Here is a 21,117-nt window from a genome sequence, read left to right as displayed (position 1 = left end):
TAGCCAAAAACAATAAAATAACTTAGTTCTAGCGATCGCAATTTTGTCAAAATAAGTTTCTTCGCACTTACCAAAATCCCCCATTCAGCTATGCACTCAATAGGGGATTATCAATTTATAATCTAATTTTCTTAACTAATCCAATTTCTTTTTGACGCTATCGAGTGCATTGTTAGCTGCATTTTTTAAGTCATCAACAACGTTTTTAGCTTTGTCTTTGAGATCGGCTGCTGCATTCATAGCCTCTGCTTGTAATTGTTTGGCTTCTCCTTCTGCTTTCAGTTGGTTATCGCCTGTCAACTCACCCGCAGCCGCTTTTAATTTGCCTTCGACATTGGTAGCCGCAGCTTTGATTTTATCTTCCATACTCATAACTATTTCCTCCTTAAAGGATAGTAAAGTGATTTGTCAAAATTTAAACAGAAAATGGTTCAAAATAGTAGGTTAGCGAGTTGAATTGGAGTAGGGAGCCGTATCCCAATAGATATAAATTGATTCATTGGCTAACCGATAAATTTGCCCTTTGTCGTCCAAACCAGCTTGACGATAGGCAGATTTACCATTTTGGTCTACATAGTTACCGGGTTCATCACCTACCGGGCGCAAGTCGTAGCGTTTGCCATTCTGGAGTTGAATGCCAACGACACCTTGACGCTGAGAAAAGGTACATAGACCAGAAGATGATGCTTTATCTTCTCCTTTGGGATAAACATCACAGCGAGCTTTTACGGTGTCTGCTTTAGCAACATTGGCAGTAGCCAGAACGGTCAAAGACAAAAGTGCTGCAAAAACAGAGGTCTGAACTTTCATGGTCGTTGTATATTAAACGGTGGCAGGAATTAGTGTATTTCCTGAGATAGATGGCTTTTAACAAATTTTAGGATAAAGCATCCTGGCTGAAATTCCAATAAATTTAATGTTAATCAAAGATTTATGTTGATAACCCAAAGAAACCTGCACATTTGTAGTGAGGCGTTCACGCCTCAATGCCCTAAGCCCTTCAGGGCTTACTACGAAGGGCCCTAAGCCCTTCAGGGCTTACTACGAAGGGTTGACAAATGTTCCTAAAAAAGCCATCTTAACAACAGAGTAAAACTTGCGATACCAGAGAGTAAATAGTTGTTTATGTTTCCTTTTGTTCCTGCGTTTTATTTGGCTGAAGTGATTACGATTCCACCCCCAACTTCTGGGCAACGATATATTACCCAAAGACAGGAAATTCGGCCATTACCAGGACAATTGAATGAAATTCCGGTTTTTAATAGTAATAGTCCTGAAGTCGTGAAAGGAGAAGGGATTTTATTATCGACTTTTCCCCAAACAGCAAAAAAATTCCCCAATGCCCATCTTAATATTCCTATAAGCGGACAGTTTGACTTTTTTTCCCATCATATTTCTCGTCCGATTAATAAACAACAAACTTTATATCAAGGGGTGTTAATTTATAATCCTACTTCTCGACCCGTTAGTTTAAATATTCTGCAAGGAATGAGTTACGTTACTTCACCGGACGCGCCATTTGTGGAATTGCCGCCAATGGTGGAAGACCCCCAAGGTCGGGTATTTTCGGGGCCAGGGTCACGGTTGATGGGGGATATTTTGCGAGGACGCCATCAACGCACCTTTCCCGAACAAATCATGATTCCGCCGCAACAAACCCAGATGTTGTTTAGTTTACCCATTCCAACGGCCAGTGCCCGTTCAACGTTCCTGCGGTTACAAAGCAATGGCCCGGTGCATCTGGCGAATTTAGTTCGGTTTGCAACTTCTGGGAGTTCTCCGACCCGTCCGAATATTCCTGGTTTTCCTATCTCTTCCTTTTCTCCCCAAATGCCGATATTAAGTCAATGGCTAAATTTCTTAAATACGGGCAGACTGGCAGAACCGAGAGATATTATCCCGACTTTAGGGGAAAATGCGTATCAGGGAGAAAAAGTTTATGGCCGTGTGGCGGGGGTTTCGGTGGGTTCTGAATGGACAGGGACAGTGGTAGACCGTCCAGGGATGAATTATCTAACCATTCCCTATCCAGGGTATGCTTTTTCCTATCCCTTGAGTACGGTTCCAACGGTTACTTTGGGGACTCAGCAAATTCAGAGTGCGCCGTTGTTAGCCCGTTATCCCGATACAGCGACTCGTGCCCATGGAAATTATGGCGTACAATATCGTCTGACCTTACCGTTATACAACTCTACCCGCCAATCCCAAAGGGTGAGTTTATCGATTCAAACCCCCTTTAAACAAAATGTGGCTTCTAATCGATTAACCTTTATTGAACCTCCTCAAGGACAGGTGTTTTTCCGAGGAACAGTTCGGTTTACATACAGCGATGATTTTGGGCAAACTCAACAGCGTTATTTTCACTTAGTTCAACGTCAAGGACAGCAAGGGGAATCATTAATTACGTTAACATTACCCCCTGGAGGATCTCGTTCTGTGGGAGTGGAGTTTATTTATCCCCCCGATGCTACACCTCCCCAAGTCTTAACGGTGAAAACCTTGGAGTCCGGTGTAAACTAAGGCTTATTTAGCTTTAAAATTAAACATTATAATAGAATCTGGAATTTTCAATCTCAAGGAAAAAACAATGACTGAAAAATATAGACTTGTTACCCGCAGTGATTTCGATGGTTTAGTATGTGCGGTTCTTTTAAAAGACTTAGATATCATTGATGAAATTAAATTTGTGCATCCTAAAGATATGCAGGATGGCAAAATAGAAATTACCAATCAGGATATTACGACTAATTTACCTTATGTTGAAGGGGTGCATTTAGCGTTTGATCATCATTTAAGTGAAACCCTTCGCAACCCTTCGGTTAATAATAATTATATTATTGATCCCAAAGCACCTTCTGCAGCTAGGGTTTTATACAATTATTATGGGGGAAAAGCTAAATTTCCGAATATTTCTGAGCAAATGATGGAGGCAGTGGATAAAGGAGATTCTGCCCAATTTAATCAAGAAGAAGTCTTAAATCCTGAAGGTTGGGTTTTATTAAATTTCCTCATGGATGCTCGGACAGGGTTAGGACGGTTTCGGGATTTCCGCATTTCTAATTATCAACTGATGATGGAGTTAATTGATTATTGTAAAAATCATCCGATTTCTGATATTTTACAACTGCCAGATGTAAAAGAACGGATTGAAATTTATTTTGAACATGAGGAAAATTTTAAGGATCAAATTAAACGCTGTTCTACAGTACATCAAAACTTAGTTGTTTTAGATTTACGGTCTGAAGAGGTGATTTATGCCGGAAATCGGTTTATGATTTATGCTTTATTTCCCGAATGTAATATTTCAATTCATGTTTTATGGGGTCTTAAAAAACAAAATACTGTGTTTGCGGTGGGTAAATCAATTTTTAATAAAACCTCTCAAACCAATATTGGAGAGTTAATGTTAAAATATGCTGGAGGCGGTCATGAAAATGCGGGAACTTGTCAAGTCGAAAATGAGCAAGCTTCTCAAATTTTACAAGAATTAATTACTCAAATTAATCAAGACGGTTAAATAGGTTTGTTTTGACTTCTTCCCTAATTCCCAGTGGTGTTTCATTTTTCCTCACCTACTTGTACAACTTCTCCCCAAGCTTCTCCTATAGGGAAAGGGGAGAAGAATTATGAATATTAAATTTGCCCTCAATTTCACAGGACTAACCACCCCCTTTTTCTTGCAGGGAAGAAGGCTAGGGGGTGAGATCATAAAAAATTGACTAAGCAACAGGAAACAAGCCTGGGAGGCTTGCTAAAAGGTGATTAGACGAAATATTACACCGCCGGAGTAGCGGTTTTTTTCATAAATTCAAAATAATTATCCCAAAATTGTTTTTGAGATTCCATTACCGCTTGATTCGTAACTTCTTGAACTTTGAAGCCTGTTTGTACCAGTTCTTCTTGGTAACTTAAGGTTTTTTCATAGGCTTCTTGAGCATTCAAGGTCTTGGGTGCTGTTTTGAGGTTTTCCAGCCAAGTATCAAACAGTTGTTTTTGCCAATTCACCAACTGTTTTTGGTATTCGTTGATAAAATCATTGTTCATGAGTTAACAAACCGCTAAAGGCTCCATCTCAATAGGGAATGGAGAGAAAACAGGGCGGAATTTACTGTTTTCTAAGGAAAAATACAGGTTTGTCCCGGTCATAAATTAACCGTCGCTGCTCCTCCATTAATCCGTCAGTGTACAGAGGTAAAAATAGGAGACAGTTAATTTATTAAGTAATTATACTAAAACTTTGATTCATTGAACAGTCAATTTCAACCAAAACCTGTAAATTTATCAGAATTAAAACGCAAACTTTCTTAACAAAAGCAGTTACATAGGTTCAAAGATTTGCGACAATAGAAGTAATTCAATGGTTCTTCTGGACTGAGAAACCCCATAATGCTGACACTGTATCTATTCTGTCTTACGATTGGTGGGGGTTTTGTGATTTTATCTGCCTTTGCTGGACTCGATGGTGTGGATTTTGATCCCCATTTTGAGATAGATGTAGAACTGTCTAAACCGCCAAAGGATGCAGAAGCCCTCACCCCGCAAAAACACCCGAAAAACCGTCAACCGGGTTTCCGATTACCCATTTTCAGTTTAAGATTTTGGACGTTTGGGGGCTGTTTTTTTGGCTTAACCGGATTTCTTTTAACAAAACTTAATCTTTTGCTTTCCCCTAGCTTAATTTTTGCCATTTCTCTAGGGGTTGGGGTGAGCTTTGGAACGGTAATAGTTGGAATTTTAAGGCGACTTCACCAACAACAAGCCAATAGTTTAATTTTATCAGAAGATTTAGTTGGATTATGGGCAACGGTTGAAATTCCCTTTGATCACAACTGTAAAGGAAAAGTGCGATTATATTTAAAAGAATCAATGGTCGATGTGGTTGCCATCACCGAGGAGGATCATCAGTTTGAAAAAGGAGATAAAGTTTTTGTTGTAGGAAGACATCATGATAAAGTCTTAGTAATTCCTGAAAAATTCTTAAACTCAAATTAAAGATTAAGGATTAAGATTCAGGAAACTGTAAAAAAAGTTAGAGATCCTAAATCTGACTCAGATTAATTTTATAATAAGAGGGAAGATCATGCAAAATTCCATCCCCAAAATTCAGAATTCATCAAGGATTACAGAAGTGGCTCAAGCCCCCACTCCTGATAATTCACCGGATACCTCTTCTAGCAGTATTGGAACGGCTTTACCCATTGCTTTATCAATTTTTGGTGTTATAATTTTTATTTGGTTTTTGAATACCTTTCTGCAAATTTGTAAACCCAATGAAATTTTAATTTTATCCGGTCGCAAACGTCGCAATAAAGACGGCCAGGAAGTCGGATATCGAGTTATTTTTGGCGGACGCACCCTTTGTATTCCCATTTTAGAAACCGTTAAGACAATGGATTTACGGACAATGCCAGTGCGTGTGGAAGTGAAAAATGCTTATTCTAAAGGAGGAACCCCTTTAAATATTCAAGCGATCGCTAATGTTAAAATCTCTAATGATCGTGCTATTGTGGGGAATGCCATTGAACGGTTTTTAGAGCGAGATCGTTCAGAAATTTCACGGGTTGCTAAAGAAACCTTAGAAGGAAATTTACGCGGTGTTGTGGGAACCTTAACCCCAGAACAATTAAACGAAGATCGGTTACAATTTGCAGAACGCATTGCTGAAGATGTTTCACGGGATTTATCAAAATTAGGCTTACAATTAGACACCTTAAAAATTCAAAGTGTGTCTGATGATGTGGATTATTTGAATTCTATTGGTCGCCGTCAAATTGCCTTAATTGTTCGAGATGCGGAAATTGCGGAATCAAATGCCTTAGCAGAAGCTGAACAAACGGAAGCAGACTGTCGGCGACAAGCAGAAGTGGCAAAAACCCAGGCGCAAACTGTTGTTTTACAGAAAGATAATGAACTGCGAAAAATTAAAGCTGAATTAGAACAACAAGCGCGTTCAGAAGAAGAAAGAACCATCGCAGCCGCTAAAGAAGCTAGAGCAAAAGCTGAACAATTATTACAAACCGTAAGAGCAGAATTAGAACGGTTACGGTTAGAATCGGATGAAGTCTTACCTGCGGAAGCTCAACGTCAAGCCCAGGAATTAAGAGCAAGAGGAGAAGCGGCATCTTTAACAGAAAATGCCTTAGCGGCGGCAACGGTAACAGATTTATTAAATCAAATTTGGCAGGAAACGGGGTCAGATGCGTCGGAATTATTTTATTTACAACAAATTGAAATGATTCTCAATGAAGCTGCTAAAGTTCCCACTCGTGTAGACTTACAAAAAATTAATGTCATTGATAGTGGGGATGGTAAATCTATTGCAGGTGTTGTCAATGCTTATCCTGAAATTTTTCGGCAATTTTTAGTTACAGTTGAACAAACATTAGGGGTTAAATTATCAGGAAAATAATACCGTTTGTTTTTAAATTCTATGATGATTAGGAGATTTTAAAGATGGAAATTATCATTGCTTTATTAGGAATTTTAGGATTAGGAACTGGGGCTGGATTTTTGGTGATTCGTAACCTTTATTATATTTGTCAACCCAGTGAAGTGTTAATTTTTGCTGGAAGTCGTCGCCCCGTTGAAGGGGGACAAGATGTGGGTTATCGTTTAGTTAAAGGCGGGAGTAGCATTAGAATTCCTTTATTAGAACACGCTTTTCGCATGGATTTAACCAATATGATTATTGAGTTAAAAGTGTCGAATGCCTATTCTAAAGGGGGGATTCCGTTAACCGTTGAAGGCGTTGCTAATATTAAAATTGCCGGGGAAGAACCAACGATTCATAATGCCATTGAACGGTTATTAGGGAAAAGTCGGAAGGAAATTGAACAATTAGCCAAAGAAACCTTAGAAGGAAATTTGCGCGGGGTGTTAGCAAGTTTAACCCCAGAACAGGTAAATGGCGATAAATTAGCTTTTGCTAAAAGTTTATTAGAAGAAGCAGAAGATGATTTAGAAAAGTTGGGATTAGTGTTAGATACTTTGCAAGTTCAGAATATCTTTGATGAAGTCGGATATTTAGATTCTATTGGTCGAAAACAACGGGCAGATTTATTCCGAGATGCGAGAATTGCGGAAGCCAAAGCCCATGCAGAAGCCGCAATTCAAACCGCAGAAAACCAGAAAAATACGGCTTTGAAAAAGTTAGAAACGGATATTGAAGTTGCTAAAGCTGAAGCTGAACGTCGGGTGAAAGATGCGATTACAAAACGACAGGCTGTGATTGCAGAATCGGAATCAGAAACGGCTTCCCAAGTGGCAAAAACTCAAGCGGAAGTGTTAGTTCAACAAGCTCGAATTAAGCAAGTTGAACAACAGTTACAAGCGGATGTGGTTGCACCCGCAGAAGCTCAATGTAAACGGGCAATGGCGGAAGCGAAAGGTAATGCGTCTCAAATATTAGAAGCAGGAAAAGCCCAAGCGGAAGCCGCCAAACGATTAGCAGAATCTTGGAAATTAGCGGGTTCAAATGCCAGAGAGATTTTCCTCTATCAAAAATTAGAAGGGTTATTAAAAACAATGGTAGCAACGGTTCCTAAAGTGGAAGTGGATAATGTTACCGTTGTCAATAGTACCCAGGGAGGAAGTGCTACAAAATTAGCCGCATTTTTAGCAGAATTAAAACAAACAACGGGAATTGATGTTGCAGAAACCATTGAAACCCTAAGTCAAAATCATGCCCAACCTCAAGTGATTACCCCGGTTGTTTCTAAACCGTTAAAATCAGCTTCTAATCATTCCCTAGAGCCCTTTAATTCTGACAGTTAAGCCGTTAAAATGGGGTTAAAGGAGTAATAATTAATATTACTCCTTTAATATCAAAAAATATTAGAAAATGAGTCCCTCTATTTTTGCCTGAACTTCTTGAATTACATCTTCGGGTACTATTTCAATAAACTGAATTAAACGAACTTTATAATCCAAACTTTTGATATGGTCTACCAAAATAACGCCATAAGTTGTTAAGTCTGAAGGAAGACGAACCTCAAAAGGATAGCCTTTTACCTGTGCTGTAATTGGCATAAATAAAGCTAAGGAGTTCTTAACATTATATTCGTAAGGTGAAATAACGAAAGCGGGTCTTAAGCCCTTTTGTTCATGTCCTTGAGTAGGATTAAAATTTAACTTAACAATATGTCCCCTATCAGGAATATAGGATTGATTTACCAAACTTCATTCCCCACGGCTAGTCCTGTGTCTGTTTCAGTGTGGCAATTTTCAGGAGTGATTTGGCTCACAAGTTCTTCAAGAGAATAACGTTTACGATTGCTGGGTTTAATCACAATCGTTCCATTTTCTACACTAAAAGTAACTTGTGAACCTTCGGAAATTTGAATCGCTTGAGCAACATTTTGAGGGATGCGAACGGCTAGACTATTCCCCCACTTCGCTACATTCGTCACCATCATTATTAATCCTTTTTAATCTATGTAGATACTATGTATACACTATACCAAATATTTGAGAAAAACACGATTAAGTTAATAATACTTAAATTGTGAGAAGGTGTAGGGTGGGTGACAACCCATGACTAGGGTTAAGATTAAAAGTCTATGAGTGTCGCCCCCCTAGGGTTATAACAATGGGTGAGGAAATGCTTGAATAAACCTGTTAATCATCTCCTAACAATACCGCTAATAATGCTTTTTGAACGTGCATTCGGTTTTCGGCTTCATCCCAAACTTTTGATTTTGAACCTTCAATTACTTCATCCGTAATTTCTTCATCTCGATGGGCGGGTAAACAATGTAAAACAATGGAATTTTCGGCAGTTTTTTCCATTAATTTAGCATTGACTTGATAAGGTTGAAACAGAGGAATTCGGGCTCTGGCTTCTTCTTCCTGTCCCATACTTGCCCACACATCAGTATAAATAACATTCGCATCTTTTGCGGCTTCAATGGGGTCATCGGTAACAATAACTGCTGTTTTTCCTTGAGCAATACTTTTCGCTTGTTCAACAATATCAGCATCGGGTAAATAGTTAGCTGGGGTAGCGATTTTAACATTCATCCCCACCATTGCACAGCCTAATAATAACGAATGAGCCATATTATTAGCCCCATCGCCAAAATAACTTAAGGTCAATCCTTCTAAGGTTCCAAAACATTCTTGAACCGTCATTAAATCCGCTAAGACTTGACAAGGATGCTCTCGATCTGTTAAAGCATTAATTACAGGAATTTCAGCATAATTGGCAAAGGTTTCTAAATCCTTTTGTTCAAAGGTACGAATTGCCATAATATCTAAATATCGGTCTAATACCCTAGCCGTATCGACTAAAGGTTCGCCTCGACTAACTTGAGTAACATTCGGGTTTAAATCAATGACTTGACCCCCTAATTGATACATGGCGACGGTAAAACTCACACGGGTTCGGGTGGAAGCTTTAGAAAACATTAATCCTAAAACTTTATTGCGACGTAATTTAACCATTCCTGATTTTAATTTAGTCGCTAAATCTAATAAAAAATAAAGTTCTTCAATACTAACATCAGCTAAACTTAAAAAATCTCGTCCTTTTAAGGTTTCCATCATTATTCCTCACTAATTATGTCCAGTAGGGGCAAGGATAGCTATTAGTGTCAACTTAAGCCGAAAACCTGTGATTAAAGCTCTTATTAGATCCCCCTAAATCCCCCCTTCGGCAGGCTCAGGGCATAGCCTTAAAAAGGGGGACTTGGATCTCCTATTCCCCCCCTTAATAAGGGGGGTTAGGGGGGATCATTGACGCTTAAAAAAATCAAAGAACTTTCGGTAACAAGCCTACTTTTGGCGTTAAGTTGACGGACTTTGAAAGTAACCTCGCCCCTACAAAACCAGGGCTGTTCTGATTTTAAAGTTTTCTAGGCAACAAAACTGTTCTGAGATAACTGATTTATTGCATTATCTAATAATTCCCATCCTTGAGCAACGGTTTCAATTCTGGCCAAATGATGGCGTAATTCCTGTGCCCCAGGAAAGCCTTTCGCATACCAAGTTAAATGTTTTCGAGATTGATAAATTCCCCGTTGTCCTTTATACTCCCAGAGCGCTTGTAGGTGTTCTTTTGCACATTGCAACCGTTCAATTACTGAAGGCGGGGTTTTTAATATTCCTGTTTTCAGAAAATAGTCAATTTCTCCCACTAAAAACGGATAACCGAGGGTTCCCCGCGAACACATCACCCCATCAGCGTCCGTTTCTTGTAAACATTGAATGGCGGCTTCTACGGAAAAAATATCACCATTGGCAATAACAGGAATGCTTAACTGTTCCTTAACCTGTCGAATCCAGTCCCATTTTGCTTGACCATTATACCCTTGATCACGAGTTCGAGCGTGAATGGTGATCATTTTTGCCCCCGCATCCTGCATTCTACGGGCAAAATCCAAAATTGTGATCTCTTCATCACTCCACCCTATCCGAGTTTTTACGGTTACAGGCACATTCACCGCCTCAACCACTGACCGGACAATGGTTTCTGCAACTTCCGGTTGACGCAACAACGAAGACCCGCCGCCATTTTTGGTAATTTTATTCACGGGACAGCCCATATTAATATCAATGGTATCGGCCCCTTCTTCAACGGCTTTTTGGGCAGCTTCGGCTAAAAAATGGGGGCGACAGTCAAATAATTGAATACTAATGGGGCGTTCATTGGGGTCAACTTCCATCATTTTTGGCAGTTCCCGAACGTGACAAACTTCGCTGGCGTGCACCATTTCGGTATACATCATCGAGTCCGGGGCGTAGCGACGAACTAAACGCCGAAATACCAAGTCTGTGACACCGGATAGGGGAGATTGTAACACCCGACTATTGACTTCTACGGTGCCAATTTTTAAGGGTGTGGATAAACGTTGTTTTAATTCAGGTGAGAGAACAGACATGATTTAAGGGGAGCAAATGTAGCAAGTCAGACTCTCTTTATATTAAAATAGAACCACCCTTTCTGGGGTATAACCCTTTAACTCATCGTTAATTTGATTATGAACTTTTCCCCCAATAATCGTGAACCGTTTCAACAGAATGGTAATCCTAACAATGTACATTTTCCTCAAGTTGAATCGGATGAGTTTAGTGAAGAAATTCAAGATTTCCAAGTTCAGGAATATGACCCCAAAACCCTCAAAACGATTAAACGTTCTTTTTGGTTTTTAACGGTGGTGGGTTTAGTGGTTGGTGTCTTTGTGGCGGCAGGGGTGTTGTATTTGATGCAACGCTTTAATATTACGGCAAATCCAGCGCAATTAGAACAACAAATTCGTCGATAAATCCTCAAAACATGAGAAAATTATTCTCTAATTTGATGGCGTTGCTCTGCTATTTTTTTAACTTTTTCGGAAAACTGAGGGTAATTTTCTAGGACTTTATCAAAATCTTCTTTATAGAGAACAAATAACTCACAGTAGGTTAAGGTTTTGACTGAAGCCGTCCGGCGACTGTTATAAAGTAAGGCAATTTCACCAAAAAAAGAACCTGCTACCAATAGACTATAGACTTTTCCCGTTTTTTCTGAAAAGGCTTGCAATTGTCCTCGTTTCACAAAATACATTTCATGTCCCATTTGATCTTCCCGAATTACATAGTCATGGGGTGGGAGAATTCGGGGTTTTAATTTAATCACTAAATCCTCAATAAAACAGGGTTCAGCGTCTTGAAAGATGGGAACTTTTTCTAAAAGTTCTTGATAAAGATAACAATAGACTCGTGTTTTAATCGAGTGTGGAAGTTCATCTAACAAGTAAAAATCCAGCGACAAATCTCGATTATATTCCCACATATATTGATAATAATCTAAGATGTTTTTTTGTAAGGAAGGCGGAATTTTTCGTTCCCACATATAGGATTGAATTTGACCTAATTTATCTCGAAATCGGTTTTTACTCGCATCCCAATTAGAAATTAATGCTGCTACATTTCCAATTACAAAGGCATAGAGTGATATCCCCAAAAACATCACCATAAAGGTAAAGATCAATTCAATATTGTTTTGAGGAGTAATATCCCCATAGCCTACAGTTGTTAACGTTGTAATTGACCAATACAAGGAATATAAATATTGAGTTGTTGTATTTTCTAAATGCAAATTATCACCTTGAAGCCAAGACTCTCCTGATTGTCCCGTTAAATTTCCAATAAAAAACCATAAACAAGCGACCCAATGATCAATTAAAAAAACAATAATGAATAATTCAAACATCCGAACAACACCGGAATTAAAATAAACATTGTTATCCCATTTTCTAAAAATCAAAAAACATTGAGGAAATCTTAATAATCTCGGAATTCGGCATAAACCCATTAAAATTAGAGAAGCCTGGGGTAAAAATAAATAGACTAAAATATCTAAGGGTAAACTTGCAATTAAATTAGGTTTAAAGTCTGTTTTTCGATAATTAATACTAATTTTATCTTTATCTTTAATCAGTTCCCCTTCCGTTATATAACTAATATGAAATCTCAAAAAAATATCTATAATTAAAATTAAATCTGCTAAATGATCTAAAAGAAACCAATTCTTAGAAATTGTTGCATTAAACGCTATGCGAAAGGGAATAGTAAAGCAGTTATAGAGAGTTACTAAAACAATCAAGGCTTCCCAGACAATCAGGAGTCTTGATTCGGGGTGTAAAGACGGAATTCGGGAGAGGAAAGATAGCATTGAAACAGAGGGATTAAGTCTTCCATAAGAGTGTATATTATTTAATTCCATTTTTGGGGGTTATCATCTCCTCCTTTCCTCTGGAGTGAAGAAACTGGGTGTCAATTTATCTCTCGATGTGTCAAGGTAAACCTAAATCGAGAATCTACTGCTAAAATCAGTTCATGTTCATTTATAGACTCAACACTGATTCAACTCATGATTCAAACAACGCTGACACCGTTTGCTCAAAAACTAGGTTTTCCCCTCACTAAACAACCCATTACAATCTTACAAATTAACTTAGGAAAACGGTGTAACCTCGCTTGTAACCATTGTCATGTAGAAGCAGGGCCAAAACGGAGTGAAGAACTGAACCTAGATATTAGTTTTCAATTAATTGAATTAATTGAGCGCTTTCCTCAAATTCAAACCGTCGATTTAACCGGAGGGGCGCCAGAAATGAATTATGGATTTAAACTTTTAGTTGAAGCCGCACGTACAACCGGAAAGCAAGTGATTGTTCGGTCAAATTTAACGATTTATTTTGTTCCCGGTTATGAGGATATCCCCGAATATTGCGCGAATCATCAATTAAGAATTGTCGCTTCTTTACCTTGTTATTTAGAAAATAATGTTGCTCAAATGCGAGGAAAAGGAGTTTATCAAGATTCTATCCAAGCCCTACAATGGTTAAACCGTTTGGGATATGGTCGTACACCGGAATTAATCTTAGATTTAGTTTATAATCCGGCTTTACCCACCGCCGAAAAGTTTACCCTGCCTTCTGAACAGTCTAAACTAGAACGAGCTTATAAAGAGTATCTAAAACAACAGTTTGATATTGATTTTAATCAGTTATTGACGATTACAAATTTACCCATCGGACGCACGAAATCTTACTTACAGCAGAAAAAACTTGAAAATTCCTATTTAGAATTTTTGGAATTTAACTATAACCCTGAAACCGTGTCCCATTTAATGTGTCGTAATCAGTTATCCATTGATTATCAAGGTTATATTTATGATTGTGATTTTAATCAAATGGAAAATATTCCCGCCCGCACAACGTCTGGAAAACCTTTAATGGTCAGTGATTTATTAGCTGCTAATAATTTAGATTTAATAGAAACCGTACAAACCGCTTCCTATTGTTATGGATGTACCGCCGGGTGTGGTTCTAGTTGTGGGGGGGCATTAATTTAACAGTTATCAGTTATCAGTTATCAGTTATCAGTTATCAGTTATCAGTTATCAGTTATCAGTTATCAGTTATCAGTTATCAGTTATTCAAGATTTCATATAAATTCTGGGATCATATTAAAAATAGGGAAAATAGAAATAAAATGGGGATTCAACAGTTAATAACTTATCTTTTGGATTGGGTTGAGCATTTAGGATTTTGGGGGCCGATTGCTTTTATTATTATCTATAATTTAGCTACGATATTATTTATTCCGGGTTCCCTTCTAACCTTGGGTGCAGGGGTTATTTTTGGGGTGATTTGGGGTTCGATTTATGTGTCTATTGGTTCGGTCATTGGGGCAACTTTTGCCTTTTTAATTGGGCGATATTTAGCCCGGAATTGGGTGGCTAAAAAGCTAGAAAATTATGAAAACTTTAAAGCAATTGATCAAGCGGTTGGTGAAGAAGGATGGAAAATTGTCGGGTTAACTCGTCTTTCTCCAATTTTTCCGTTTAATTTACTCAATTATGCCTTTGGATTAACCAATGTTTCCTTAAAAGATTACTTTTTAGCGTCTTGGATTGGAATGTTACCGGGTACAATTTTATATGTTTATTTGGGATCGTTAGTGGGAAGTTTAGCTCAGTTAGGGATGGGAGAGCGATCGCGGACTCCGATAGAATGGTTATTATATGGAATTGGTTTAATGGCTACCGTTATTGTTACGATTTATATCACTAAAATTGCTCAAAATGCTCTCAATCAAAAAATTAAATAGGTGGAAAACACAATTTATATCGGGTAGAGACGTTGCATGCAACGTCTCTACGGGGCACCTCTCTTAAGATTCTGGGGGAGTTGATTCCACTTCAGAATTAACGGTTTTTGCTGTCGTTTCTAATTGAGACGCAATATCCGCTTTAATCGAACGTTTATACAATCTCCCTGCATATTGTTCTAACGCTTCCGTTAATTGATCAACCCAAGTATGTTCAACTAAGGCAATTAAAGCCGAACTTCCAGGAGTTAAAGATTCAGATAATTCTTTGAGATCTTCTTGAGGAAATCCTAAATCCATAAAATGAGTAATTAAAGCTCCCACACCTGCCCCACCTGCGGTTAAAGCCATGACTCCTAAAGCGCCAATGGGGTTAAATAAAGCAATTAATCCCGCCGTAATTCCACCAATAATTGCTCCCCCTTTAGCATCCGTATCTCCGGTTTCACTAATCGAAACTTTGCCTTTTTCATTTTTGACCATCACCGCAGCATTGACAACGGAAATAATTCCTTGTGCTTGCAGTGCTTTCAGTTGTTTTAAAACTTCTTTCGCCTTTTCTTGCTCTGGGTAAGCGACAACAACTAAATTAGTTAACTCTTCGGAATAAGTCATGGTATATTTATCCTGATGAACTGTTAAAAAAAATTGGGTCAATTTTGATCACAATTTTAATCTTCTTTACTTTAGCACATCTACAATCAACATCATCTATTCAAGTCATGATACAGTGACGAAAGGGGTTTTGAGCGTTCAGAACCAATAAATAAGCATAATCTTAACCGTTAAGGATTTTTATGATATGAGCTTGAGCGTGATTTTGTTGCTGATAGGGGGTTTAGTCTTGCTGGTTGTGGGTGCAGAACTCTTAGTTCGGGGCGCTTCAAACATTGCTGCAATGTTAAGAATTCCCTCCTTACTGGTGGGACTTACCATTGTTGCTTATGGAACCAGTTCACCTGAAATGGCGGTCAGTCTTCAATCGAGTTTTGCAGGTCAAGCGAATGTTGCATTAGGAAATGTAGTTGGAAGTAATATTTTTAATATCTTAATTATTTTAGGAATTTCGGCTTTAATTGCCCCTTTAATGGTCGCGAGTCAATTGATTCGTTTAGATGTTCCGATTATGATTGGGGTGTCTATTTTAACCTTAATATTTGGCAGTGATGGCATTATTAGTCCGGTCGATGGAACGATTTTATTTATTGGGGCAATTGTCTATACTTTGTTTTTAATTTACGAAGCCAAGAAACAAAAAGATGAGGAATCTTCTGAAAATCAATCTCAGACTTCTGTTGAAAATAGTCTCAAAAATTGGCTGATTAATATTGCCTTAATTGCCCTGGGGTTAGTGTTACTGATTCAAGGGTCTAATTGGTTAGTTGAAAGCTCAATTACTATTGCTAAAGCCCTTGGAGTGAGTGATTTAGTCATCGGATTAACTATTGTCGCAGCCGGAACTTCCCTCCCGGAATTAGCCAGTTCTGTGGTAGCCAGTATTAAGGGAGAACGCGATATTGCGGTTGGTAATGTAGTCGGAAGTAATATTTTTAATATCTTGGCTGTTTTAGGACTATCTTCCGCTATTTCCCCAGATGGAATTCCAGTTGCAACGGCTGCTTTAAATTTTGATATTCCGGTAATGATTGCGGTGGCGATTTCCTGTTTTCCAATTTTTTATAGTGGGAAATCTATTGCTCGTTGGGAAGGAATACTGTTTCTCGCTTATTATGTTGCTTATAGTTCCTATTTAATCCTCGACTCTTCTCAACATTCTCAACTTCCTTGGTTTAATTTTGTGATGATCAGTTTTGTCATTCCGATTACAATCTTAACCTTAATTGTTACTACTGTCCGTAGCTATCAAGCGAAACGAAAACGGTTAAATTCTTAATCTAAAAATAGTTATATTCCATCCCTTAATGTTTGCTAAAAATTCCCCCTGTAGAGACTAGCCATGCTTAGTAGAGACGCGCCATGGCGCGTCTCTACAGGGGGGTTAGGAAGGATAATCTGTAGCATCTATAATGGGATGAAATATAACTAATCACTGATTACTGATTAAAAAGGGTTGGGCGGATGACCCACTCGAAATAGAATTGTAAAAATATTATCATTGACTAATAATTGATTTCCAAAAACATCGTAACCATAATCATATTGTTGATTTTGCCAGTTAAAAGATAGAGTAGGACTATTATACTGGTTTTTCAGTTGCCAAATGATACCTGCACCATAGAGAGAACGATTAGAGGTTTCATCAATGGGTGCAACATAACCAGAGAGTGTCAGAGTTTTAAAAGGACTAATACTCAATTGAGTCAGCAAACGATTATCATAGGAATTAGGAAGAATACCACCAAAATAGTTGCTTAAACCAATAGAAACAATTCCCCAGTTTAAACTCGCAGCAACGACAACTTCACTCGCGGGTGAAATACTAACAACATCACCAATCGTTGTATCCCGATCTATGGCATAATTAAAGCCTGAAGATAGAATTAAATTAGCACTTTTGCTGAAGGTAATTCTTTTTGCCACACTGCCCCAAACTTGACTATAATAATCCTGATCCGGGTTAAGATAACCAATGGCACCGCCTCTAAAATTCCAACCGTTAACCGTGTTTCTGGTATAATCAGCACCTAGGTAGGGTTTAACTTCTTCTGAAGCAATGATACCCGTATAATATCGGAAAATATATTGGCTACCTGTCCAATCTCCTGTCAAGCTTAAATGGGGATAATAACCCATTTTTTCCCGATAGATATTTTCCGTCACTAAGTTGACATTTTGCTGGAAAAAACCTAAATAAACTTGAGCATAAAAATTCTGTAGATTCGCCGTTGAATAGGTGTTTTGATTCACCGCAGAAACTAACTGAATATTCGTATCTGCCCCCCCTTCTCCACCGCCATTGGCGAGGGTAAATTGAGGGCCAGTGGGCTGATAAAAAATTTCACTATCTTCAAAATTACGTTTAATCACTGGAGAAAGACCAAACCACAAACTATGATAATTTGCTGTGGGAACTTGGCTTATATCGGTAACATTAGAAGTTAAACTATTAGCCTGTCCAAGTCCGGCAGAATAGATCGTAAAACTACTACTGGGTAAACGAGTATTATTAGCCGCAAAAAATAAGTTAATATTAATATTAGAATTAACCGGATTTTTACTTCCTTCTAAACGAGGAATCACATCTGGTAATAATTGGGCTCCCGCTTGAATTATTGTATTTGTCCAGCGATTTTCATCATCAAAAAATAGAGTAAATCCTCGAATAGTTCGCCCTAAAACCGATTCTTTATCATTCGCTCTAACAATTTGACGAACCCTTGAGAATGTTCCCGCTAGGGTATAATTAATTTCTTCTTGGCGTCGAAAATCTGTTTCTTGAGATTGACTATTTCCAGGGAAAGCACCCGTATTTGGAAAGTAAAAATCTACCCCAATGGGTTGAGCGCTTGTTCCTCCTTGAAAACCAGGACGCTCGACAAAAGCTAAGGTTTCTGGTTTAATAACTTCCCCCACGGTCGAGGTTTGAAAAACGCGAGTAGGAACAAAAAATTTGGGATCGATACTATTACGATCAATCACTAAACCGGGCATATAACTACATTGTTGACTAGGGCTAGTTCCTGGCAAAATACAAGCCCCCGTTAAACTCATTTGCAGTTCTAACCCATTCATGGTTTGGGGTTCAATGGTTGTCGTCGTAATTGTTCTTTCTAAGGGAACCGTTCGCAGTTGAAAATAACTCCCTTTTTGGTCTACAGTATAAACATTATTCCGGGTTAAACTTTCAATAACTTCAGCGTGAATTTGGAGGATACCATTAAAAAAAAGAGCACTGTTTGTTGTCTCCGCAAAGGCTTGTAAAGCTGTTAATTGCCATTCTGTCAAGTGACTAATGGGAATATCATTAAGCGGTAATGTTGTTGTTCCTGGGTTAATTTTTTCTTCAGGAGCAATTCGAGGAGGAATAATATAATTGGGGTCAGAGGAGCTATTAGTTAAACTCTTAGGATTTTTATTTAATTCCGGTTCTTGAGGGTTGGGTTCAGGGCTTAAATTTTGGGATAAAGGTTGCAGGTCTGTAGCGGAATTAGACCAGTTGATTGTTTCTGATAAGGAGCCAACTTCTGGAGGGTCAGGAACCCGGCTTTCTGAGGAATTTTGATCGGGGATATTGTTGGGTAAATTAGAGTCAGTTTGTGCCATAATTGGCGTTGCACAAGCCATACTCAACACAGTTAAACCCAGGAAAATAGTACGGTTGTCTATTGTGGAAATCCGGGGAGAAAAGTTAAGAATTATTCGGGGAAAGTTCATGATTATAAAGTAATAAAATCGAGGATAAATATTATATTGAATACAGCAATAAATCCCAATATCAGATTTTTAATCATTAAAATAGCCTAATTTAAAAGTTAAAATAAATTGGAAATTACAGGATTAATAATTGGAGTATTTTCTGGTGGTGTGAATGTCATCACTCGCTGGAAACTATGGAAATGAGTGAACAGTTTCTAACCCCCGATTACACCGGGAGATTAGATCCCCCTAAATCCCCCTTTTTAAGGGGGGCTTTGATCCCCAAACCTGCCTTAAAAAGGGGCTTTGAAGTCCAGTCCCCCCCCTTTTTAAGGGGGGCTAGGGGGGATCAAAGACAAGAAAACAATCAACGAAATTTCAGTTTTCTAGCCTAGATTAAATAAAATCAGCCGACCCAATTAGGGTTGAATTTACATGAGTTAAAGAAGCCAGAGTGACTCCACTTGCTAACACCTTAATTAAGGAGATTGTCGCCGTTGCCGCCATAGAGAATATCGTTACCCGCATCACCATAAAGTTGATCATTCCCGGCATCCCCATAAAGGCGATCGCTACCATTACCACCGCGCAACAAATCATCATCATCACCACCGTAGACGATATCGTTGCCGTCACCACCATCGAGGATATCGTTTCCAGCATTACCGTAGATGCGATCGCTACCTGCTAAACCTTTCACTTGGTCTACACCCGCAGTCCCATTGAAAATATCATTATTGGGTGTCAGGGATACAGACTCATCGATATCCTTAATAGTAACCGTCAAGGGTTGTTCGTAAGTTAGTCCTCCTTGATCAGTAGTCTGCACTCGGATATTGTAAGTAGACTTAGTTTCAAAGTCGGGGGAAGCGTTGATGTTGAGTTTGTCACTGGCAATCGTGAAAGCCGCGTTATCCGTATCTCCCGTACCCGCGACTAAAGTGTAAGTAAAGGTATTGCCTGTATCCGGGTCAGTGCTGGTGAAACTGCCGACATTGCTATTAGCAGCGACGTTTTCGTTAATGCTACTATTGCTGATGCTGAGGTTAGTAGGAACTTCATTAACATCTTTAATAGTAACCGTCAAGGGTTTTTCGTAAGTTAGTCCTCCTTGATCAGTAGTCCGAACTCGGATAGCATAACTGGACTTGGCTTCAAAATTGGGGGAAGCGTTGATGTTGAGTTTGTCACTGGCAATCGTAAAAGCCGCGTTATCCGTATCTCCCGTACCCGCGACTAAACTATAAGTAAAGGTATTGCCTGTATCCGGGTCAGTGCTGGTGAAGCTGCCGATAGTGCTATTAGCCGCGACGTTTTCGTTAATGCTACTATTGCTGATGCTGAGGTTAGTAGGAACTTCATTAACATCTTTAATAGTAACCGTCAAGGGTTGTTCGTAACTCAGTCCGCCTTGATCAGTAGTCCGAACTCGGATAGCATAACTGGACTTGGCTTCAAAGTCGGGGGAAGCGTTGATGTTGAGTTTGTCACTGGCAATCGTAAAAGCCGCGTTATCCGTATCTCCCGTACCCGCGACTAAAGTGTAAGTAAAGGTATTGCCTGTATCCGGGTCAGTGCTGGTGAAACTGCCGACATTGCTATTAGCAGCGACGTTTTCGTTAATGGTGCTATTGCTCAGAGCAATATTGGTGGGGCTAATGTTATCAACTAGCTTCCACAACTCATTGCCGTTGATGCCATCGTGGGCTCCAAAGTACAGGGTGTCGTTGATGTTGGTGAGGTAGTCGGGATTGGAGTTACCTGTGCCAGACCAGATATCTTTGACCAGGACGGTGCCGGCGGCGGTGCCATCACTCTTCCACAACTCAGTGCCGTTCGTGCCATCGTAGGCTTGAAAGTACAGGGTGCCGTTGATGTTGGTGAGGTTGCCGGGATTGGAGTTACTTAAGCTAGGGCTGATATCTTTGACCAGGACGGTGCCGGCGGCGGTGCCATCACTCTTCCACAACTCATTGCCGTTGGTGCTATCCTCGGCTGTAAAGTACAGGGTGCCGTTGATGTTGGTGAGGTTACTCAACAGTGTAAGTTTTGTTGACAAATGCTAATGTATGCTATAGTTTAAGACATGGCATACATACCACTCAGGAAAGCGGTCGAATTTCTGGGTCTACATCCAAATACGTTGAGAAAATATGCCGATGAAGGGAAAATCAAAAGCATCAAAAACCCGGCAGGGCAAAGACT

General features: G+C 39.1%; 21 protein-coding genes. 10 read left to right on the top strand and 11 right to left on the bottom strand.

Features of this window, described 5'->3' with window-relative positions:
* Positions 1 to 135: 135 nt before the first annotated feature.
* Positions 136 to 372, bottom strand: a complete 237-nt coding sequence (locus H6G57_RS22850; protein WP_190522808.1) for a CsbD family protein — start codon at positions 370 to 372, stop codon at positions 136 to 138.
* A 72-nt stretch (positions 373 to 444) separates the two neighbouring features.
* Positions 445 to 810, bottom strand: a complete 366-nt coding sequence (locus tag H6G57_RS22845) for a hypothetical protein (protein WP_190522806.1) — start codon at positions 808 to 810, stop codon at positions 445 to 447.
* A gap of 315 nt (positions 811 to 1,125) precedes the next feature.
* Between H6G57_RS22845 and H6G57_RS22840 the strand changes: the two genes are divergently transcribed.
* Positions 1,126 to 2,520, top strand: a complete 1,395-nt coding sequence (locus tag H6G57_RS22840; RefSeq protein ID WP_190522805.1) for a DUF3370 domain-containing protein — start codon at positions 1,126 to 1,128, stop codon at positions 2,518 to 2,520.
* Between the two features lie 67 nt (positions 2,521 to 2,587).
* The gene (locus tag H6G57_RS22835; RefSeq protein WP_190522802.1) at positions 2,588 to 3,517 is read left to right on the top strand and encodes an exopolyphosphatase; all 930 of its coding nucleotides are present in this window, start codon (positions 2,588 to 2,590) and stop codon (positions 3,515 to 3,517) included.
* A gap of 257 nt (positions 3,518 to 3,774) precedes the next feature.
* Here H6G57_RS22835 and H6G57_RS22830 read toward each other — a convergent pair whose 3' ends face one another.
* The gene (locus tag H6G57_RS22830; RefSeq protein WP_072720572.1) at positions 3,775 to 4,044 is read right to left on the bottom strand and encodes a hypothetical protein; all 270 of its coding nucleotides are present in this window, start codon (positions 4,042 to 4,044) and stop codon (positions 3,775 to 3,777) included.
* A 342-nt stretch (positions 4,045 to 4,386) separates the two neighbouring features.
* Here H6G57_RS22830 and H6G57_RS22825 point away from each other — a divergent pair, with 342 nt between their 5' ends.
* The 3 genes from H6G57_RS22825 to H6G57_RS22815 all read left to right on the top strand — a co-directional run bounded on the left by H6G57_RS22825 (position 4,387) and on the right by H6G57_RS22815 (position 7,773).
* On the top strand, positions 4,387 to 4,992 hold the full coding sequence (locus H6G57_RS22825) for an NfeD-like protein (protein ID WP_190522800.1): 606 nt from the start codon (positions 4,387 to 4,389) through the stop codon (positions 4,990 to 4,992).
* A gap of 88 nt (positions 4,993 to 5,080) precedes the next feature.
* Positions 5,081 to 6,409, top strand: a complete 1,329-nt coding sequence (locus H6G57_RS22820; RefSeq protein WP_190522798.1) for a flotillin family protein — start codon at positions 5,081 to 5,083, stop codon at positions 6,407 to 6,409.
* Between the two features lie 44 nt (positions 6,410 to 6,453).
* Positions 6,454 to 7,773 carry a flotillin family protein gene (locus H6G57_RS22815; RefSeq protein WP_190522796.1) on the top strand — a complete coding sequence of 440 codons (1,320 nt, stop codon included), beginning with the start codon at positions 6,454 to 6,456 and terminating at the stop codon, positions 7,771 to 7,773.
* Between the two features lie 60 nt (positions 7,774 to 7,833).
* On the opposite strand, the gene H6G57_RS22810 is transcribed toward H6G57_RS22815, so the two are convergent.
* From H6G57_RS22810 to dusB, 4 genes are all read right to left on the bottom strand, one after another.
* A complete protein-coding gene (locus H6G57_RS22810) occupies positions 7,834 to 8,175 on the bottom strand; it encodes a type II toxin-antitoxin system PemK/MazF family toxin (RefSeq protein ID WP_190522794.1) in 342 nt (113 codons plus the stop codon).
* Positions 8,169 to 8,411 (bottom strand): AbrB/MazE/SpoVT family DNA-binding domain-containing protein, encoded by a 243-nt coding sequence (locus H6G57_RS22805; protein ID WP_190522792.1) that lies wholly within the window; start codon positions 8,409 to 8,411, stop codon positions 8,169 to 8,171. Before H6G57_RS22805 ends, H6G57_RS22810 begins: the two co-directional genes overlap by 7 nt.
* A gap of 205 nt (positions 8,412 to 8,616) precedes the next feature.
* A complete protein-coding gene (gene argF / locus H6G57_RS22800) occupies positions 8,617 to 9,540 on the bottom strand; it encodes an ornithine carbamoyltransferase (protein ID WP_190522791.1) in 924 nt (307 codons plus the stop codon).
* A 311-nt stretch (positions 9,541 to 9,851) separates the two neighbouring features.
* On the bottom strand, positions 9,852 to 10,877 hold the full coding sequence (gene dusB / locus H6G57_RS22795) for a tRNA dihydrouridine synthase DusB (RefSeq protein ID WP_190522789.1): 1,026 nt from the start codon (positions 10,875 to 10,877) through the stop codon (positions 9,852 to 9,854).
* Positions 10,878 to 10,976: 99 nt separating this feature from the next.
* On the opposite strand from dusB, the gene H6G57_RS22790 reads away from it, so the two are divergent.
* A complete protein-coding gene (locus H6G57_RS22790) occupies positions 10,977 to 11,261 on the top strand; it encodes a hypothetical protein (RefSeq protein ID WP_190522787.1) in 285 nt (94 codons plus the stop codon).
* A 20-nt stretch (positions 11,262 to 11,281) separates the two neighbouring features.
* On the opposite strand, the gene H6G57_RS22785 is transcribed toward H6G57_RS22790, so the two are convergent.
* Positions 11,282 to 12,652 (bottom strand): ion transporter, encoded by a 1,371-nt coding sequence (locus H6G57_RS22785; protein ID WP_190522785.1) that lies wholly within the window; start codon positions 12,650 to 12,652, stop codon positions 11,282 to 11,284.
* 198 nt (positions 12,653 to 12,850) lie between these two features.
* Between H6G57_RS22785 and arsS the strand changes: the two genes are divergently transcribed.
* Positions 12,851 to 13,837 carry an arsenosugar biosynthesis radical SAM (seleno)protein ArsS gene (gene arsS, locus H6G57_RS22780; RefSeq protein ID WP_190522783.1) on the top strand — a complete coding sequence of 329 codons (987 nt, stop codon included), beginning with the start codon at positions 12,851 to 12,853 and terminating at the stop codon, positions 13,835 to 13,837.
* Positions 13,838 to 13,977: 140 nt separating this feature from the next.
* Positions 13,978 to 14,595, top strand: a complete 618-nt coding sequence (locus H6G57_RS22775) for a TVP38/TMEM64 family protein (RefSeq protein ID WP_190522781.1) — start codon at positions 13,978 to 13,980, stop codon at positions 14,593 to 14,595.
* A gap of 63 nt (positions 14,596 to 14,658) precedes the next feature.
* Here the strand turns inward: H6G57_RS22775 and H6G57_RS22770 are convergent, their stop codons facing one another.
* Positions 14,659 to 15,210 carry a DUF1269 domain-containing protein gene (locus H6G57_RS22770; protein WP_190522779.1) on the bottom strand — a complete coding sequence of 184 codons (552 nt, stop codon included), beginning with the start codon at positions 15,208 to 15,210 and terminating at the stop codon, positions 14,659 to 14,661.
* A 187-nt stretch (positions 15,211 to 15,397) separates the two neighbouring features.
* Between H6G57_RS22770 and H6G57_RS22765 the strand changes: the two genes are divergently transcribed.
* Positions 15,398 to 16,489: a calcium/sodium antiporter gene (locus tag H6G57_RS22765; RefSeq protein ID WP_190522778.1), complete on the top strand. Its 1,092-nt coding sequence runs from the start codon at positions 15,398 to 15,400 to the stop codon at positions 16,487 to 16,489.
* Between the two features lie 167 nt (positions 16,490 to 16,656).
* Here the strand turns inward: H6G57_RS22765 and H6G57_RS22760 are convergent, their stop codons facing one another.
* Entirely contained in the window at positions 16,657 to 18,930 is a 2,274-nt protein-coding gene (locus H6G57_RS22760; RefSeq protein WP_190522769.1) for an autotransporter outer membrane beta-barrel domain-containing protein, read from the bottom strand.
* Between the two features lie 457 nt (positions 18,931 to 19,387).
* Positions 19,388 to 20,950, bottom strand: coding sequence for an ELWxxDGT repeat protein (locus H6G57_RS22755; RefSeq protein WP_190522767.1), 1,563 nt, complete (start codon positions 20,948 to 20,950; stop codon positions 19,388 to 19,390).
* A gap of 48 nt (positions 20,951 to 20,998) precedes the next feature.
* On the opposite strand from H6G57_RS22755, the gene H6G57_RS29810 reads away from it, so the two are divergent.
* Positions 20,999 to 21,117, top strand: a 119-nt coding sequence (locus H6G57_RS29810) for a MerR family DNA-binding transcriptional regulator (RefSeq protein ID WP_375539509.1), incomplete at its 3' end; no start/stop codon positions are given.

Origin of the sequence: Planktothrix sp. FACHB-1365 (genome assembly GCF_014697575.1) — a bacterium.
In the GTDB taxonomy this organism is placed as follows: Bacteria; Cyanobacteriota; Cyanobacteriia; order Cyanobacteriales; family Microcoleaceae; genus Planktothrix.
This window is presented reverse-complemented; position numbering and strand designations above follow the sequence as displayed.